Raw genomic sequence first — 15,979 nt, forward strand, 5'->3', positions numbered from 1 at the left:
TATGGGGGCGCGCGCGATGAGAGGGTGGCGGGGTGAAGCTCAGCGACCTCGCCGCTCTGCCGTTGACCTATTCCGAGGTCGGCGCGACCGGCGGACCGATGCCCGCCGGCTACCACCATGTGCAGGAGTCGGCGGTGATCGGATCTGGTCGCGCGCGCTTCGACCGGGCCGGCGCCGAGGTGATGCGCTGGGGCATGCTCCGCGGCGCCGGCCTGCACGTGCGCGCCACGACGGAGGTCGCCGAGGTGGGCTCCGAGGTGATCGTGGGCCTGGGCCCGGTGCGGGTCCCGTGCCGCGTCGTCTATGTCATCGACGAACCCGACCGCCGCGGATTCGCCTACGGCACGCTGCCCGGGCACGCCGAGACCGGCGAGGAACTGTTCGCGGTGCGCTACGACCCGGCGACCGATCAGGTGTATGCGGAGGTGGCGGCGTTCTCCCGGCACGGCACGTGGTGGAGTCGGCTCGCGGGCCCGGTCACCTCACTGCTGCAACGCGTGGTCACCCGGCGCTATCTGCGGGCGCTCTGAGGTGTCGGTCCGGACAGGGTGCCGGACCGCCACGTCGATCTGATAGGTCAACACCGCCAGCGTGAACAGCCCGATCGACAGGCTGATCAGTGCGGCGAAGCCCTCGGTCGCGAAGTCGACGAACGCGTTGAGGAACGTGAACAGCAGCGCGGCGTTACGCAGCCAGCGCAGCGGCCACAGCCGGGTGGTGTGGCGCCGCGCGATCATCGCCGGCACCGCGATCGCCGAGGTCACCGCGGCGGTGATGATCAGGATGACCGACGCCGGGTTCATTCCGTCCAACCGCAGGGTGATGTCGTCGTGCTGGTAGAAGTAGCCGCCCAGCGCGATACCGAGCAGCCCGAAGAGCATGCCGCCGACGGCACCGATCACCAGCAGCCACCCGACCACCGGCACCCAGCGCGGACTGCGGAAGAACCCGGGAATCAGGCGCGGCGCCCACCGCTGCAGGCGGTAGAGCCGGTCACTGGTGGGGTCCGCGGCCACCAGCAGGGCCCGCACGCGGCCGACGTCGTCCCGATCCGCCCCCGCTTCCTCGGCCTGCACCAGCAGTGCCAACCCGATCTCCCGGCGGTGGTGGGCCAGCCCGCGCGCGACCCCGTCGGCGGCGATCGACGTCGCCGAGGCCAGACATTCCCGCGCCGTCAGTGGCCGGAAGTCCCGGACCACCCGGGCGCCGACGAGGATGAGGACGACGAGGATGTACATGATCTCGGCGGCCGGCCCGTAGAAGTAGTCGTTGGTCTTGGTGACGAACTTGCCGACCTCGTCGAGGAACAGTCCGAATCCGACCCCACCCATGATCACCGCGGCCACCCGCGCGCCCGCACCGATCAGCAGCCAGCCGATCAGCAGCGCGAGCATCATCAGCGCACCACCCCACAGGGCGTGCGCGATGTGCAGGTCTCCGCTGCCGACCTGCGGATATCCGGTCAGCTCGAGATAGAGACGGGTGATGAGGATAGTGGCGATCGCGATGAGCACGAACGCTTCGGCCGACGCCGAACCGGTGGCGTCGCGGGTCATCGCACCTCGACGGCTTCGACGGCTGTTGTTCATGCATCCTCCGGCAGATGGAGCGCGTAGCCTTAAGCAACTTATCGGAGGGACACGATCAAGATGGTGCTGGTGAACGAACCTGCCGGCCTCGACGGAGTGCACCGGCGAATCGCCGAACTGGTGCAACAGTTGCACGGACAATTCGAGGCAGACCCCGACGCGGTGATCGCCGAACTGGTCGAGCACGCCGCGGTCGAGATCCCGGGCGCCCAATACGCCGGTGTGACCGTCACCCGCAATGCCAAGAAGATCGAGACACCGGCGGCGTCGCACAAGTGGCCGATCCTGCTCGACGAAATCCAGGAGCGCCACCGCGAAGGGCCCTGCCTCACCGCGGCCTGGGAGGAGCGCACCGTCCACGTCGCCGACCTGGAGCACGACGACCGTTTCCCGCATTACCGGCGCGATGTCCTCGACCACACACCGATCCGCTCGGTGATGGCGTTCCAGTTGTTCATCGCCGATCAGACGATGGGCGCGATCAACGTGTACGCCGAGACACCCCACGCGTTCGGGCCGGCGACCCGTGAGATCGGGTTGATCTTCGCCGCCCACTCCTCGGTGGCCTGGAACTCGGCGCGCCGCGACGAGCAGTTCCGGCAGGCGCTCGCCAGCCGCGACATCATCGGTCAGGCCAAGGGCATGATCATGGAGCGGTACACCGTCGACGCGGTGCAGGCGTTCGCGCTGCTGCGCAAGCTGTCGCAGGACTCCAATGTCCCCCTACTCCAAATCGCGACAGAACTGACGAAAAACGCGAGTTCGGCCGGGATCTGACGCACGGGGTTTCATCGCGCCGGACCCGGGGCACCACAGTCCTCACATAGCAAGCAGAGGGTTGGTGCGTGATGAGTCTCGAATCGAAGCCGGGCGCCGATGCGTCGCTGGGCGAATTGATGAGTCAGCTGTCCGCCCAGACGTCGCGTCTGGTGCGCGACGAGTTGCGGTTGGCGCAGAAGGAATTCCAGGAATCGGCGAAGCATGCCGGCATCGGTGCCGGATTGCTCAGCGTCGCTGGGCTTTTCGCATTCCTTGGGCTCGCGACGGTGATCGCCGCCGCGGTGGCGGCGCTGTCGCTGGTTTTGCCCGTATGGGCGGCGGCGCTGATCGTCGCGCTGGTGCTGTTCATCATCGCCGGGGTCGCGGCACTGGTCAGCAAGAAGCAGGCCGAGGAAATCACCCCGGCGGCTCCCCGAACCGTCGAAACGGTTAAGGCCGACATCCAAGAGGTAAAGGACCGAGCGTCATGACCGCACCCGACCGCCCCGAACCCGGCCCGGAGGCCGGCGTCGAAGACATCGAGGCTGACATCGAGGCCACCCGCCAGCAACTCGGCGAGACGGTCGAAGCGCTGTCGGCCAAGCTGGACGTCAAGCAGCAGGCCAAGGACAAGGTCGACGAGACCAAGCAGCGCGTCGCCTATACAGCGCAAACCGCCCAGCACGCCGTGACCGACAATCCGCAGAAGGCGATCCCGGTGGCGGCGGCGGTCGTCGCCCTGCTGTTGGTGATCATCGTGTGGCGCAGGCGCCACTGAGGGCCCACAGTTAGCACGGCCCCTTCAGGGGATCCGGTAGCCGCCCTAAAATTCATTTGCTCGACTTTCGAGCATTTACTTCTTTATCAGGTTCCTTTAAGGTACGTTTCTCGTCATCCGGCGTGGTCGGGGGGACGATTGATAACCGAGAAGGGGGCCAAGATGTCGGGCGACACCAAAAAATCCTGCGAATCTGAGTTTGCGCGGAGCGAGGCCGGCCTTGGCCGGTCGCCCCGGATCGGTGGTCGGCATCGTCGTGCGAAAGCTGCAACGACCGCTCTCGCCGTCGGCACGGGCCCCGGCGTGCACATCTCGCACGCGGCGGACGCACCAGCAAACTCCGCACCGCGCCGGGTACGGCGCCGGCGCGGTTCGTTGCGCCCCGCCATCACCGGCGGTCTCGCCGTCCTGGGCGCCACCGCGCTGGTCGGAACCTTCGTCACGCCGGCCCCCGCGGAGGCCCGCACCACCGCGTACGCGGTGAGCGCGCCGACGCCGACGCCACTTCTGGCCGCCCTGGCTCTGCCCTTCGATGCCGTGGAACTCGAGGCCGCGGCGCGAGCGGCGATCGATCTCGATTTCGACGCCGTCTTCCGCTTCAACAGCGACCTCGTGGACCTGATGGCACGGCTGGGAGCCAGCCTGCGCCTCGACGTCGACGTCGACCTCGACGCCGAGGCGATCACCGCGGCCTTCGCGGATCTGATCAACGCACTCGCCTTCGACGTCAACGGTGCGATCACGGCGGCCAACGGTGCGTTCGACCTCGGTGCCGCACTAGTGGTCGAGATCGCGACGGCTGCCGCCCTCGCGGGCGCCGACGGGGTGGACGCGATCGCCGGCGCGCTGGTGAGCCTGCTCGCCGCACTCACGCCCGAAGGCGGCGTGGCTGCCGACCTGTCCGCCGCCATCGGCCTGGCCATCGGCGATATCGGCGACCTGATCGGGACCGGGATCGTCGGCGCGGGTGCGGCGGTTGCCTGGAAGGCCACGCTGGATGACTTGCTGGTCGACCTGGTGGCGACGGGCGGTATCGCGCTGACCAACGGTGTGGCCGGCAGCCTGGTCGCCCTCCTGGGCGGCACGGCCGACCTGCCGGACATCGGCGGCGAGGACGTGGTGCTGGCTCTGGGCAACCTGGTGGAGCTCTTCGCCGACGGCATCAACGGTGGGCTGCTCACCGCGGGCGGCGCGGTCGAATTGGGCGTGTCGGTGATCGCCGACCTCGCGAGGGCGCTGGCCGAGGCCGGCGTCGGCGTGCGGGCTGACATCACCGGTGCGCTCCTGGGCGTGCTGGGGGCGCCCGAAGCCCTCGTCGAACTGGTCGGCGACATCTCCGTAGGGATCGACGGCGGGATCCGCGGTGTCGGAGAGGCGATCGCGTGGAAGTTCACGCTCGACGACGTGCTGGTGGACGTGGGGGTCGCGGGCGGCGTCTCGTTGGTCAACGGACTGACCGCGGCGCTGTTCGGGGGGGCCGGCCTACCGGTGCCCGACCTGCCGGATGTCGACTTCGCCGCATCGGTGCGCGCTCTGGTCAATCACTTCGCGGTCGCGTTGGGAATCGACCTCGACCTCGAGGTGGACGCCGGCGTCGGCATCGAAGAGGAAATCGAGGGTGAGGGCGACGCGGACATCTTCTCGGCCGGGGCGGACACGCAGCGGACGGGCGTCACGAACGAAGAGACGGATTCCGAGGGCGATCTGACGCCGATCGGTGAGCTGGACCCGTCCGAAGACGGCGACGACGACCAGCTGCCGGGCAACGATACGACCGGCGACTCGGGTGACCAGGATCTCGGCGACGAAGACCTCGACGAGGTCGAGCAGCTTCCGGAGGACGACGGCACAGGTGACGTGGTGGACGAGACCGGTGACGAGGCAGACGAGGCAGACGAGGCCGAGGACACCGACGACACAGGTGATGCCGGTGACCCCGGAGCCGACACAGGTGGCGACACCGGCGAGACGGGTGGCGACACCGCGACCGAGTGATCACCGCGTCGCGTAGCGGATCGCGGTAGCGCAGGATCGGTTGTGGTACAGCATCATTGGGTGCTGTACCACAACCGATGCACGTGTCATGGGCGCAACAGCGCGCGAGATTTGGTCTCGAATCAGCGGCCTTCCGTGTGTGAGATAGCTTGCGGCTCAGGTGGTTTCGTTGTAGCAGTCAGTGCGCTGGAAGTTCTGCCGCGTGGATTCTGCGACTCGTCCCGTGTCGCAGCCTTGCCGCAAAGTCTGAGTCAGTGGATTGGCCATTCATCGAACGTGTGTTCTAATCAATGCGCTCACCGCCAGCCCGCTCACCGCGGGCGATGTTCACTAGGAGATCGCGTAATGATGACCGTAGACACTCTGGCAGCGGAAGCGCCGTCCACCGAATCCAGCACTCCCGACGTCGGCAATCCTGCTTTCGAGAGCACCTCGCCTGGTAGCACGCCGCCGCCCGATGCGCTCGCCACTGAAACTTCCGCCGAGACGCCAAAGAAGTCCCCGGCCAGGAAGGCGGTCGGCAAGAAGACCAAGACTCTCGAGCTGACCCTCACCGTCATCGGCACTGCCGACGGGGAATGGCGCGCCGAACTCAAGCAGGGCACCACCCACTTGGCCCGTGACCTCGCAGTCCCGGCCGCCGCCGTATCCCGGGCCGCAAGGGAGCTGCACGAAGACCTCTCCACGCCGCTCGACAAGGTCATCGAAGAAGCCCGCTCCCAGCAGGCCGCCAGGGTCGCCGCGCTCGAAGCCGAACTAGAGGCCGCCCGCCGGGCCCTCGCCGACTTGGACTGAGCTCCCTGAGCCGACGCGCTCGTCCGCGCCTGATCCGCTTGCGCAGCCTCGTCCGGCTGATCGGGCTGGGCTGACGATCTACTCCCCAATGCCGGCGGGCAAGGTGTAGAAGTACTCCTACGCGGCCACCATGGAGCCGGGCAGAACGGTGAGCTCTCCGCCGGAGCCGCCTACACCGTGATGAATCGGGGTCACCACTCGTCGTCGTCCTCGCGCGGTGGATGTGGCTTGCGCATCACCACCACAGCCCAGATCGCGCCACCGATCAACGCTGCGACGATCGCGAGAAACACCAGCTGTCCCGCCATGTAGGCCATCGTCATTCCCCCTCGAATTCGCCCAGGAAGTCGGCGACCTGATTCTTCACGGCGGCGATCGCCTTGTCGATCCGTTCCCGGGGCCACGTCTCAGAGCCCCCGAATGCCTGCATGACGAGAGCTCCCGCAGCTCCCCGATCACGTAGGAAAACTGCGGCAGCTTCAACGGCGCCGCGTAGGCATCCGACCGAACCTGGTCCACCAGCAGGCCATTGAGTCGATTCCTCATCGCGTCGTGCGGTCTTCGAAGACCGCTGGCGGAGGTTGCTCGCATGAGCGGTGAGGCCCCGACAGGCAAGTGCCGAAAGATCCCGCCCGCCACGTCTACGCTCCATCGAGACCGACGAGGTCCCGGTGCCAGACGAGTTCGAGGACGAAGCTGACGGCGCGAACGGCTACCCTCTGAGCATTGCTTTTAGGTGGTCCCGGCTGGTTTCGAACCAGCGACCTTCCGCGTGTGAGGCGGACGCTCTCCCACTGAGCTACGGGACCTGGTGGGATCAGCCCGAACGAGCGGGCCGAACGACGTCGAAGACTAGCACGTGGCCTCGGGCCGGCAGGAATCCGCTGCTCACTTCCGGCACGTCCGTCGACTTCTGCACCATGGTTGCGCGCGCGATGCGGCAACGACCCTGGCGTCGAAATCGGCATATCGAGCGGGTTGGAGACCAGTGCGGCCGAAGGGATTTGTGTGGCCAGGCATGCGTGGACTATCGTTCTGCATCGCAACGGGCGACGATCTCGCCCCGAGCACGCGGATGTAGCGCAGTTGGTAGCGCATCACCTTGCCAAGGTGAGGGTCGCGGGTTCGAATCCCGTCATCCGCTCGAGGTGCAAGAGGCATCAACCCCAGCGGTGGAGTGGCCGAGTGGTGAGGCAACGGCCTGCAAAGCCGTGCACACGGGTTCGATTCCCGTCTCCACCTCCGATGTAGGACCCCGGCGCGATTAGCTCAGCGGGAGAGCGCTTCCCTGACACGGAAGAGGTCACTGGTTCAATCCCAGTATCGCGCACCACGTTTTTGCAGGTCAGGCCCGGTAACTCCGGGCCTTTCTTGTTTCTGTGCCCAATACGTGCCCAACACGGTCGCGTCGGGGCGTCTGCCCTCGCCAGATAGCGTTGCGACATGTCACTCGACTTCTTCCCGCGATTCGCGACAGGGCCGGTCTACTTCGCTCCGTCTGGCGGGACGTGGGAGTTCAGTGGCACAGGTGCCATGTACCTGCGCTCGTACGTGATATTGACGGCGGCGCACTGTGTGCCCGATGTCGCGGATGCCATGTTCGCGTTCCGGTCGCCGATGGAGTCGTTCGCCCGAGTGGTCGAACAGGTGATACGCCACCCGGCGATCGATCTTGCAGCGCTCGTCATATCCAAAGAGACCGCCGCGCACCCGAATGGGGTCTACTCGGAAATCGGTCATCAGCTGTCCGATGGCGGCGATTTCATCGCGTTCGGCTACCCAGCCGAAGAGGACACCAACGTCCCGCGACTGTTCAAGGGCCACTACCAACGGCACTTCCAATATCAGGCTCCCGACGGCCGGGCGTATCTCGCAGCCGAGTTGAGCGTCCCTGCACCGGCCGGATTGAGCGGCGGACCAGTGTCAAATGCGCACAGGCCACAAGTTCTAGACGCGATCGTCACAGCAAATCACGATTCGTCGCTGGTCATCGATTCCTTCGAGGAGGAGGAACGCGACGGGAAGGTTTGGCGGGGCAAGATCACGCGGGTCGTGTCATATGGCATCGCGGCGATGTTGGTGCCTACTGACGTCCAGGAGTGGGTAAACACCGTCGTTGCCCTTGCCGACGCAGACACACCCGATATCGCCTCATCGCTGAGCCAGCTGCTGGCGGAAAAAGCGCAATCGTGACACCACACCGGCCCGCGGTTCGCGGCGAGCGCGGCCCGGCCTGATTGAACCCCACCGGCATTGCGCACACGCTCAACGTCGCCGCGAACGTGTTGGACGTGTCGCCAGCCGGTCGCTCGTAATTGTGTCGGCGGGACCGGCCAGACGTCCTGCTCTGGCTGCTGATTCGGGCCGGCGGATCAGATCGCCGACAGCCACGGCCTCATTGCGATCGTCGGGTCGACGGCCACCAACCCCGGCGCTATCGTCCAGGGCCTCGACGTCCCCGCGGCCGCGCGGACAGAACCGCAGGGAGAGACGGGCGAGCTGGTGCGCGGAAGAGCCCGCCTGCCCGCCTTCACGCAAGCTGCGTTAGACCCGACGCGATCGACTCCGAACTGAGGTTGGTCGGCAGCGGTGCGTCGCAACTGATTCGAACCGTGCGGCCCGACGGCACTCGACCCGCGTCCCTGCTAAGAAATCCGACACGCCGGACGCAGTGTCAGCATCTACGCGCAGCCGTCCGCGGCGGCGGTAGAATTCCACAGATGTGTTCACGGCGGAAGGCTCGCGGTCGATGAGTAACCGCGAAGACGCGTTGGCCATCTAGGACGATCCAATCGCGATGCCCACCGGAACGGACGCCGGGCTGCTGGAAAAGCCCCGACCACAGTCAGTCTTCAAGCACGCGATTCTTGAGCAGTACGTCATCAGATTTGCCACGATGACCGCAAGCAAGCTCGACCCGAAGCGGTCAGTACTGTTCGATGGATTCGCCGGCCGTGGCCGCTTCGACACCGGCGAAGCAGGATCTGCCGAACACATGATGCTCGCCGCCCAGAAGGTAAAGGGAGCCACCCAGATCGACCTTCTTCTCGTCGAGAGGAACTCGAAGGACTACGAGTCCCTCAACGCGGTGGCCGACGAGTATCGCTCCCGAGGTATCCGCATCGACAGCTACATGGGGGATTGCGGCGACCACATCGGCGACGCCTTGCAGCTGGCCGAGGGAGCAAGTCTGTTTGTTTTTCTTGACCCCTGCGGCGCCGTGCTCCCGATGGACTCCATCAAGGGCATCCTCCGTGCACGGAGACGTTGGCCTCGGACCGAGGTGCTGCTGAATTTCAGCGCCGACCTAATCAGGCGAGCTGGTGGCCAGTACAAGAAGGGCCTAGTCAATCTGGGCGGAGTCGCCAAGACAGACGCCGTGTGCGGCGGCGAGTGGTGGCGGGATGTGGCGTTGCAGTCTCATCTGACATCCGGAGGGGAAGACTGGGAGTCAGCTGCGAAGGACGTGGCGATCGAATACGCCAGGCGACTCACCCAGGGGACCGGGTACGGATTCGTCGTCGCTCCGGTACGGCGTCAGATACATCACCAGCCCGTTTACTACTTGATCTTCCTAACCATGGACACGCACGGTCACTGGATGTTCGGCGACGCCGGGGCAAGGGCCCGCGAGAAGTGGATCGATTTCCTCGGGCCAGACCCTGACGAGCGAGAGGGAATGCTGTTCGACACAGTGACAGCGCAGTTCGATAGGGAGCACGCCGACGCCATCGCCCACATCACTGAGAACCTGCGACGGCTGACGGAGGACGGGGAACCGAAGATTGTTGTCCGCCACGTCAAGGGCGTTTTCGGAGACCTCTACGGCGAAGCCAAGCAGACTGCATACACCTCAGCTCTTCGCGCACTGGTGGCGTCGGGCGAGATCGAATTCGTGACAAAGGGCCAAAGGCCGCACCAACACGTCATCCGGAAAGCAATCCGTTAAACCGCAGCGGCCCAAGGCATCTCGTCCCAGCGCCGGCCGTCGAGTTCCCGACCTTCGGCCTTGGGCGTGCGGCCACCCCATTGCTTGAAGAAGAACGCGACGCCGGCGTCCTGGCACACGTCGCGGATCCCACGCACCCATTCGCCGTCGAGCGGGCGATGATTCGCGCCGGACTCGCCGCCGGCGATCACCCAGTGGATGCCGTCGAGGTTCAGCCCGTCGAGCGGTCCGATCAGCGGCTCACACGACAAGAATCGAACGGCCGCGGGAACTTCGCGAAGATGGTCGACCCGAGGCAACGCGTCGGAGTTCTCGACGGACACGCCCATCCATAAATTACTAGGCCAGTCGAGAGTTTCGCCGAGCCGGCGCAGTCGCAAGCTCCGTTTGGTGAGCACCTGGTAGGTGTGCTGCGGCGTCTCCCGGCAGACGTCGAAAACGTCTCGGATGAAGCTCACCGGCACGCGCGCGTGGAACAGATCGGACATCGAGTTCACGAACACGACGCGCGGCTGGCGCCAGCGGCGCGGCTCATCGAGCGTCTGCGGATGAAGAGTGACGCCGAAGCCTGGTCCCGACGTGCGCGGGTCACCGTCGTTCTGATACTTCTCCGAGCCCATGGCTTTCAACCGCTTCGCCAATGTCATTGCGTAGCAGTGGTCGCAGCCCGAAGACACGCGATCGCAACCGGTGACGGGGTTCCAGGTGGCTTCGGTCCATTCGATCGCCGATCGGTCAGCCATGCCCACCTCTACAAGTCCGTTGCAATTCACCCTAGGTGACTGCGATTGATCATCACATCAGGACCACCGACCGTGTTGTTGCAGATCGCGGCAACGCTGTTCGACCGCGAAGATATCGGCGGGGTCCGACACCCAAGCACGGCGAGCACGCGGCGCCTTAGTCGTCCGGCCGGGGTTCGGTCGCGGCACACGCGGCGCGGTATGCCTGCATCGCCGGCCCGGTCTCGATCCGTACCCGCACCATCCGCCGATACCCGCTCATCCACAGCTTCGGCAGCACCAGCGATTCGCCGTCGGCGTACGGGTTGCGGTCCCCTGGCTCAGCGACCGAACCCGAGTAGAGCGCGAATATGTACTCGGCGCGCTTCGACACCGGCCAAGCATGTACGCGCGCGCTGCCAGATCGTTGGACCCACGCCGAGCGCCAGGACCAGGACCACGACGTCGAGGCCGGCCGACGCTCAGTCCGTCGGCTAGTTCGGCGCCGCGCCGATCGCGTCCTGTGTCTTTCGGCGGTACTTCGACCGCAAGCCGGTTCCTGTGCGCTCTCGGTATTCGGCCCGATACTCGCGCGCCTCATTCGCGGCCCACATGCGGCACTCGTCGCACGTACAGCCCTCGCGCCGGCGGTAGCCCGTCCGGGTGCCGAGCTCCCACCGCTCGGTAGCGGCCCTCACGCACGCCCCGCAACGCCGGCGATCGGCCGGCGCACTGTCCCGATAGGTCGGCACCAGCCGGCCACAAACGACACACGGCACGTCGGATCTGCGCGGCACGTTCGCTCCTATCCAGCAATCGTTTTTTTGGGGGAAACGAGGAGGGGGCAGTGCCTAAGCCTCGGGGGGCGCCGTGGGGTACCCCGATGGGCACCCCGCCCTGGGTGGGCGTGAGCACGTAGACGGGCCCGCTGGACGCCAGGAGGCACGGCAGGACGTCGGATAGGTCGATGTGGGTTGCGGTGTGGTCTACGAGCAGAGCGTCCAGCACGCGGCCACGCGCGGCGGTGTCGACAGTTCGTGCTGGGATCGCGACGACCTTGCGGTGGTCCATGCCGAGTTGATTGATCAGGTCGCGGATGCGGTCGTGGTTGGCGGCGACGATGCCGATCATCTCGCGACGTCCTGGTCCTCGACGTCGCTCGACTGTCTGGTCGTCGCCGTGGTGGTGCAGTTGCAGATGCCGCCGAGCGGACCGAGCGGCCGTGCGGGGCAGGTGTCGACATGGCTTCTGCTGATGCTCACGGCCTGGTCGTCGTCGTTGTGGTGGGCCTGACGGCCGGCGCGCCAGGAAGGTAACCGGGACTTCCGTCCTGCGCCGGCCATCAGGTGATCGTGGGTCGTTTACCTGTTGAAGCCGGCGGCGTTCGCGCGTGCAGCGTGGTTCCGGGCCTCGGCTTGCGCGTCCGCCTTCATCTGCGCCGCGCGCGCTTTGAACTCGTCGAGAGTGGCGAGCTTCAACGGAAGGCCACTGCGCGCAAGAATCCACACGCCTACCTCGCGGGCGCGCTCGTCTCGCGCCATCTCGTACGCGGGAGCCAGCTCGGCGAGACGCGCCGGCGTGAGGACGGTCGCCGAGTCCGCGTTGATCCTGACGCCGGCGACGGCAGCCAGCGCGTAGAAGCCGTTCGCGGCTGCGGTCCACGCCCTGACTCCGACCTGCGCGTTGTGCAGGTGGGTCATCATGGCGCCGCCGCGGGCGACCGCGCCGGCGGCATCGTTCAGGTTCACGCCGGCGTTCGCGGCGGCGGCGAGCTTCGCCGAGTGCTCGTCGAGCGCGTCGGCCCACCTGTCGAGGATGTCGTCTGCGTGGTCGCTGAGTGCGGCCAACATCAGCTGCTCGCTGCGGCTGCGTGCGGCGGCGAGGATGTTCCCCTCGGTGAGTTGCGCATTGAGCGCCATCGCCTGAATCCCTCTGTCCGAGAGATAGTCGCGGCCCTCCTGGATGGCGTCGAGGACGGCGCGGTGCAGGGATTCTCTCTGGCAGACGGTTTGGCTGGCCGCTGCGGTGAACGCTTCCGCGTCGGCGAACTGTTCGACGTAGGCGGGGGGCAGCGCGACGTGGAGCGTGTCGGCGGCGTTGGTGACGGCTTGGGCCCTGGTGTGAGCCGAAATTCTGAACATGAGGGGGTGTCCTTTCGGGGTGGGTGACGGTCAGCTGTAACGGAAGTCGCGGTGCGAGCTGGGATCGCGCTTCGGCGGTGTCGTGCGGAAGGCGTTCCGGCCGTTCGAGAGGCCGGCGAAGCCGTCGTTCTCGTCGTCGAGGGTGGCGAAAAGGTCTCGCGCCCATTGCCTCTGTTCGTCGGTGTACTCGCCGGCGTCCTGGTCGTCGTCGTCCTGGTCGCCGGCGTCGTTCGATCCGGTGAACAGGTTCTTCGCGAACCGCTTGTCGCCGTCGCGCGCGCCGGGGTCTTCCAGGCGTCCGCGGAGTTGGCGAAGCTCGTCGTCGGTCAGGCTCGCGATGAAGCGGGCGCGCTCTTGCTTGTTCACTGCTGCTTCCCTTCCAGGTGTTGGCGTAGCGCCAGTTCGTCGACGAACCAGCGGCCGGCGATCATCCGACCCCCGAGCTTCGGAGCCACCCGTCGGGCCTGCCTGACCGAGATGCGGAGGCGGGCAGCGGCTTCGGCGATCGGCACGGTCGGTTGTTCGTCCACGCCGGCAGCCTTTCTGACAGCCGGTGATCCATTGACCGATTGACCGGCTGCGGCCATCGTTTCGTTGAGTTCGCAGGCCAGGGCTTCGTAGGCTTGGTACGGAACGCCGGACATTTTGCGGTGTTTGACGGCGATCAGGGCGCAGTCCCGCGCCGCTCGAAGCGCCTGCCCGGAGAGGACCACGACGCCGCCGACGCGCGTCAGGCCGGACTCGCTCATGATTCCGCCGCGGAGGCGGTGAGCGTGGCCGGCGTCCTGGTCTTCGCCGGCGTTCCGCCGGCTGTGATCACCAGGCCGGCGATGACGCCGGCTGGACGTCGTGCGGCCGGCAGGGCGGTGAGCCACGCGCGGCAGCGGGTCTGGGCCTCGCAGGCGCCGCAGAGCCGTAGTGCCTCGCGGCGGGCGTCGTCGACTTCGGTCTTGGTGAGCCGGCCGGTCATGCGGTGCTCGCCGACGGTCCGCTCGTAGAGAGCAGATCGGCCTTTGCACCGCGCACCCGGCAGCGCGGGAATGGCGCCCAGCAGCGCCCGCGTCGTGTCCCAGTCGCTCATGCGACGGCCTCTCGCCAACTGCGCCGACTGCACGGTGTGCAGGACGGGCGCACGTTCTCCAACGTGTGCGGCCCGCGGTGGCGGACCGGCACCGGGTAATGGTCGAGTTCGTCGAACGGGCCTCCGCAGTGAGCGCACGCGTCGCCATAACGGGCGATGACGTCGGCGCGCGTGAACGTCTCGATAACTGGCTCGAAGCCGGACTGGCGGGCGCGCTGGCGGTACATCGACTCCCAGCCGATGTGTGGGTTGGCGGCGGGGTAGGCACGGTGATACTTCGCGCGAGTCTCACGGATGGCGTCATGCACCTTGCGGCACGCTTTGCACTGGGCCTGGCGCCCGTCGCCCCTGCCATTGCGTCGGTGGAATGCGTCCAGCGGCAGGGTCTGGCCGCAACTACTGCACGTCTTGTTCATGGGTCCTGGTCCTGGTCGTTGTCGTGGTCGGTATCGGTCGCGTCATGCAGCGGCTCGCTGAACGAGCGGGTCGGGCGGGTCGCCGCGGCCTGGTGCTCGACGTCGGTCGGGCTCGGGCTCGGCGGGCAGCGGCGGACGCACGGCACCCGTCGCCGGCGCGGGCCATGGCAGTCGTCTTCGACGAGGCAGAACTCGCCCGGTTCCGCGCTGCACGTCGGGCACGGCACGTCGATGGCGCCGCGGTACGCCTCAGGAATCGGGCGGCTCACGCGGACTCCCTGGCAGCGATCGCGGCGTCATCGCATCGAGTGCAGTCGGAGGGCGGCACCTTGAGATGGCCGTGGCGTGGGCAGCGCGGCCCGTAGGTTCCTCGAATCCACGACGGCGGCGGCGGCTTGGGTGCTGGTGCTGGTCGCTCAACCCGCGGTGACTCGGCGACGCTCGACAAGAGCCGCAGCAGTGCGGTTTCCTTCTGGCGCTGCTGCCATGCCTCGATCTCGTCGTTGTCTCGCTTGCATGCGCGGCATGGTTCGCCGACGTCGCCGTCGGGGTGCCGCTTGCACTTCGGCTCGGGCCGGCGGTCGAAGTCGGGCTCCACGATCTCCCCGTCGACAACCGTCCCGCCGTCCGGGCTTTCGACGCGTTGGGTCACCAGCTCGCGGCCGGCCGGTTCGGCAGATTCGACGTCGTGTGGCTGTTGTTCGTCCTCGGACAAATCTTCCGGGGGGTGGGCGTCTCCTGTGTCGGGGACGGTCTCGACGTCGAGCGGTTCGGGCCTGTCTGGCGCCGCGCCTCCCTCTAGACCTCCATATAAACCTTCATAGAGAACTACAGGAACGCCATTCTCGCTGGCAGAGGGCGAATCCGCGGCCTGAGTCGTCACCACTTCTGGGCCTGAATCGTCACCACTTATGGCACCGCGCGTCACCACTTCTGGGCTTGAGTCGTCACCACTTCCGTAAGTGGTGACGCAATAGTCACCACTTCCGACCTGCGGAAACCGCAACCGCCACGTGTCGCCGCTGAGATAGCCACGACCCCGTTTTCCTGCTGCTAACCACTCGATGTAACCCGCGGCTTTCAGCGCGGCGTATGCCCGCTTGATAGATCGCACATCGCGACCCATCCGCTCAGCGACGGTCTTCTGACGAACACAGAACGTGCCGTCGTCGACCGACGTCGAAGTGCTGAGGTCCATCGCCACGCGGGCGTAGGAGTCGTCGAGCGCCTTGTCCCGAGCAACGGCGCGTAACCATTGGTGCTTGGGAAAGGTCATGGGACACCGCGGTTCTGCTGCTGTGGTGTCCAATGCCGGTCGGGGTGGCATCCGAAGCAGCCCCAAGCGCCGGCCTGGTGGTGCATGATCTGCCCGCAGCCGTCACACCGGGGCTTGCGGTGAACCTCGCAGACATCGCCCTGGCAGGCAACCTTCATTCGACACGGCCGTCCTGCTGTGGTCGGCTCACCGCAACGCGGATCGCCGTGGATGCGTCGGCGCCAAACTGCCGGCAGTGGACCGATCTGTTCGTGTGATTGATCGCCGCTCCCGCACCGGGGGTGCTCGGCGTTCAGCTCCGCGTCGTCGATCATCCACAGCGTGTCGCGGCCGTCGTCGGTGACTGCGACTGCGATCGAGTGGCCTGGTGCGCCGACATCACAAAGACAGGCCGATCGTTCCCAGTCGACCAGGGCGAACCGGTCCACATCTCCGCCTGCCATCACGCACCACCGGCGACACGACTCCGCGTCATCCG

At 66.6% G+C, this 15,979-nt stretch carries 19 protein-coding genes and 4 tRNA genes; 12 read left to right on the forward strand and 11 right to left on the reverse strand.

The genetic code is table 11. The features are described 5' to 3' along the window. The first annotated feature begins 32 nt into the window (after window positions 1-32). Window positions 33-530 carry a DUF1990 domain-containing protein gene (locus I7X18_RS16545; protein ID WP_193043152.1) on the forward strand — a complete coding sequence of 166 codons (498 nt, stop codon included), beginning with the start codon at window positions 33-35 and terminating at the stop codon, window positions 528-530. Here the strand turns inward: I7X18_RS16545 and I7X18_RS16550 are convergent. After that, window positions 483-1,589, reverse strand: coding sequence for a hypothetical protein (locus tag I7X18_RS16550; protein WP_193043153.1), 1,107 nt, complete (start codon window positions 1,587-1,589; stop codon window positions 483-485). The two genes, I7X18_RS16545 and I7X18_RS16550, sit on opposite strands and share 48 nt — an antisense overlap. A gap of 60 nt (window positions 1,590-1,649) precedes the next feature. On the opposite strand from I7X18_RS16550, the gene I7X18_RS16555 reads away from it, so the two are divergent. The 5 genes from I7X18_RS16555 to I7X18_RS16575 all read left to right on the forward strand — a co-directional run bounded on the left by I7X18_RS16555 (window position 1,650) and on the right by I7X18_RS16575 (window position 5,916). Continuing rightward, window positions 1,650-2,366 carry a GAF and ANTAR domain-containing protein gene (locus tag I7X18_RS16555; RefSeq protein WP_226862578.1) on the forward strand — a complete coding sequence of 239 codons (717 nt, stop codon included), beginning with the start codon at window positions 1,650-1,652 and terminating at the stop codon, window positions 2,364-2,366. 71 nt (window positions 2,367-2,437) lie between these two features. Beyond that, window positions 2,438-2,839, forward strand: a complete 402-nt coding sequence (locus I7X18_RS16560; RefSeq protein WP_193043155.1) for a phage holin family protein — start codon at window positions 2,438-2,440, stop codon at window positions 2,837-2,839. Then, entirely contained in the window at window positions 2,836-3,126 is a 291-nt protein-coding gene (locus I7X18_RS16565; RefSeq protein ID WP_193043156.1) for a DUF3618 domain-containing protein, read from the forward strand. Before I7X18_RS16560 ends, I7X18_RS16565 begins: the two co-directional genes overlap by 4 nt. A gap of 303 nt (window positions 3,127-3,429) precedes the next feature. Continuing rightward, a complete protein-coding gene (locus I7X18_RS16570; RefSeq protein ID WP_232375257.1) occupies window positions 3,430-5,121 on the forward strand; it encodes an ICP22 family protein in 1,692 nt (563 codons plus the stop codon). A 348-nt stretch (window positions 5,122-5,469) separates the two neighbouring features. Further along, window positions 5,470-5,916: a DUF6319 family protein gene (locus I7X18_RS16575; protein ID WP_193043158.1), complete on the forward strand. Its 447-nt coding sequence runs from the start codon at window positions 5,470-5,472 to the stop codon at window positions 5,914-5,916. Between the two features lie 737 nt (window positions 5,917-6,653). Here the strand turns inward: I7X18_RS16575 and I7X18_RS16585 are convergent. Further along, window positions 6,654-6,725, reverse strand: a tRNA-Val gene (locus I7X18_RS16585). Window positions 6,726-6,987: 262 nt separating this feature from the next. Between I7X18_RS16585 and I7X18_RS16590 the strand changes: the two genes are divergently transcribed. From I7X18_RS16590 to tcmP, 5 genes are all read left to right on the forward strand, one after another. Beyond that, window positions 6,988-7,060: transfer RNA gene (locus I7X18_RS16590), tRNA-Gly, on the forward strand. 27 nt (window positions 7,061-7,087) lie between these two features. Further along, window positions 7,088-7,158 (forward strand) — tRNA-Cys (locus I7X18_RS16595). Window positions 7,159-7,174: 16 nt separating this feature from the next. After that, window positions 7,175-7,249, forward strand: a tRNA-Val gene (locus tag I7X18_RS16600). Between the two features lie 110 nt (window positions 7,250-7,359). Further along, a complete protein-coding gene (locus I7X18_RS16605) occupies window positions 7,360-8,109 on the forward strand; it encodes a trypsin-like peptidase domain-containing protein (RefSeq protein WP_193043159.1) in 750 nt (249 codons plus the stop codon). 604 nt (window positions 8,110-8,713) lie between these two features. Next, window positions 8,714-9,865 (forward strand): three-Cys-motif partner protein TcmP, encoded by a 1,152-nt coding sequence (tcmP, locus tag I7X18_RS16610; RefSeq protein WP_193043160.1) that lies wholly within the window; start codon window positions 8,714-8,716, stop codon window positions 9,863-9,865. Here the strand turns inward: tcmP and I7X18_RS16615 are convergent. Beyond that, a complete protein-coding gene (locus I7X18_RS16615; RefSeq protein WP_193043161.1) occupies window positions 9,862-10,608 on the reverse strand; it encodes a DUF5131 family protein in 747 nt (248 codons plus the stop codon). The genes tcmP and I7X18_RS16615 overlap by 4 nt on opposite strands. A gap of 157 nt (window positions 10,609-10,765) precedes the next feature. After that, window positions 10,766-10,981 carry a ribosome modulation factor gene (locus I7X18_RS16620; protein ID WP_193043162.1) on the reverse strand — a complete coding sequence of 72 codons (216 nt, stop codon included), beginning with the start codon at window positions 10,979-10,981 and terminating at the stop codon, window positions 10,766-10,768. 587 nt (window positions 10,982-11,568) lie between these two features. Here I7X18_RS16620 and I7X18_RS16625 point away from each other — a divergent pair. Further along, window positions 11,569-11,880 (forward strand): hypothetical protein, encoded by a 312-nt coding sequence (locus I7X18_RS16625; RefSeq protein WP_193043163.1) that lies wholly within the window; start codon window positions 11,569-11,571, stop codon window positions 11,878-11,880. 68 nt (window positions 11,881-11,948) lie between these two features. Here the strand turns inward: I7X18_RS16625 and I7X18_RS16630 are convergent, their stop codons facing one another. From I7X18_RS16630 to I7X18_RS16660, 7 genes are all read right to left on the reverse strand, one after another. Next, window positions 11,949-12,728, reverse strand: a complete 780-nt coding sequence (locus I7X18_RS16630) for an aldehyde dehydrogenase (protein WP_193043164.1) — start codon at window positions 12,726-12,728, stop codon at window positions 11,949-11,951. A 30-nt stretch (window positions 12,729-12,758) separates the two neighbouring features. Next, the gene (locus I7X18_RS16635; protein WP_193043165.1) at window positions 12,759-13,094 is read right to left on the reverse strand and encodes an RNA polymerase subunit sigma; all 336 of its coding nucleotides are present in this window, start codon (window positions 13,092-13,094) and stop codon (window positions 12,759-12,761) included. Then, on the reverse strand, window positions 13,091-13,477 hold the full coding sequence (locus I7X18_RS16640) for a hypothetical protein (RefSeq protein WP_193043166.1): 387 nt from the start codon (window positions 13,475-13,477) through the stop codon (window positions 13,091-13,093). The genes I7X18_RS16635 and I7X18_RS16640 overlap by 4 nt, the downstream gene beginning before the upstream one ends. Beyond that, window positions 13,474-13,809 carry a hypothetical protein gene (locus tag I7X18_RS16645; protein WP_193043167.1) on the reverse strand — a complete coding sequence of 112 codons (336 nt, stop codon included), beginning with the start codon at window positions 13,807-13,809 and terminating at the stop codon, window positions 13,474-13,476. Before I7X18_RS16645 ends, I7X18_RS16640 begins: the two co-directional genes overlap by 4 nt. Next, window positions 13,806-14,117, reverse strand: a complete 312-nt coding sequence (locus I7X18_RS16650; protein WP_193043168.1) for an HNH endonuclease — start codon at window positions 14,115-14,117, stop codon at window positions 13,806-13,808. Before I7X18_RS16650 ends, I7X18_RS16645 begins: the two co-directional genes overlap by 4 nt. A 104-nt stretch (window positions 14,118-14,221) precedes the next feature. Beyond that, entirely contained in the window at window positions 14,222-14,494 is a 273-nt protein-coding gene (locus I7X18_RS16655) for a hypothetical protein (RefSeq protein WP_193043169.1), read from the reverse strand. After that, a complete protein-coding gene (locus I7X18_RS16660) occupies window positions 14,491-15,501 on the reverse strand; it encodes a helix-turn-helix domain-containing protein (RefSeq protein WP_193043170.1) in 1,011 nt (336 codons plus the stop codon). Before I7X18_RS16660 ends, I7X18_RS16655 begins: the two co-directional genes overlap by 4 nt. Window positions 15,502-15,979: the final 478 nt, after the last annotated feature.

This window comes from Mycolicibacterium baixiangningiae (assembly GCF_016313185.1).
Lineage (GTDB): Bacteria > Actinomycetota > Actinomycetes > Mycobacteriales > Mycobacteriaceae > Mycobacterium > Mycobacterium baixiangningiae.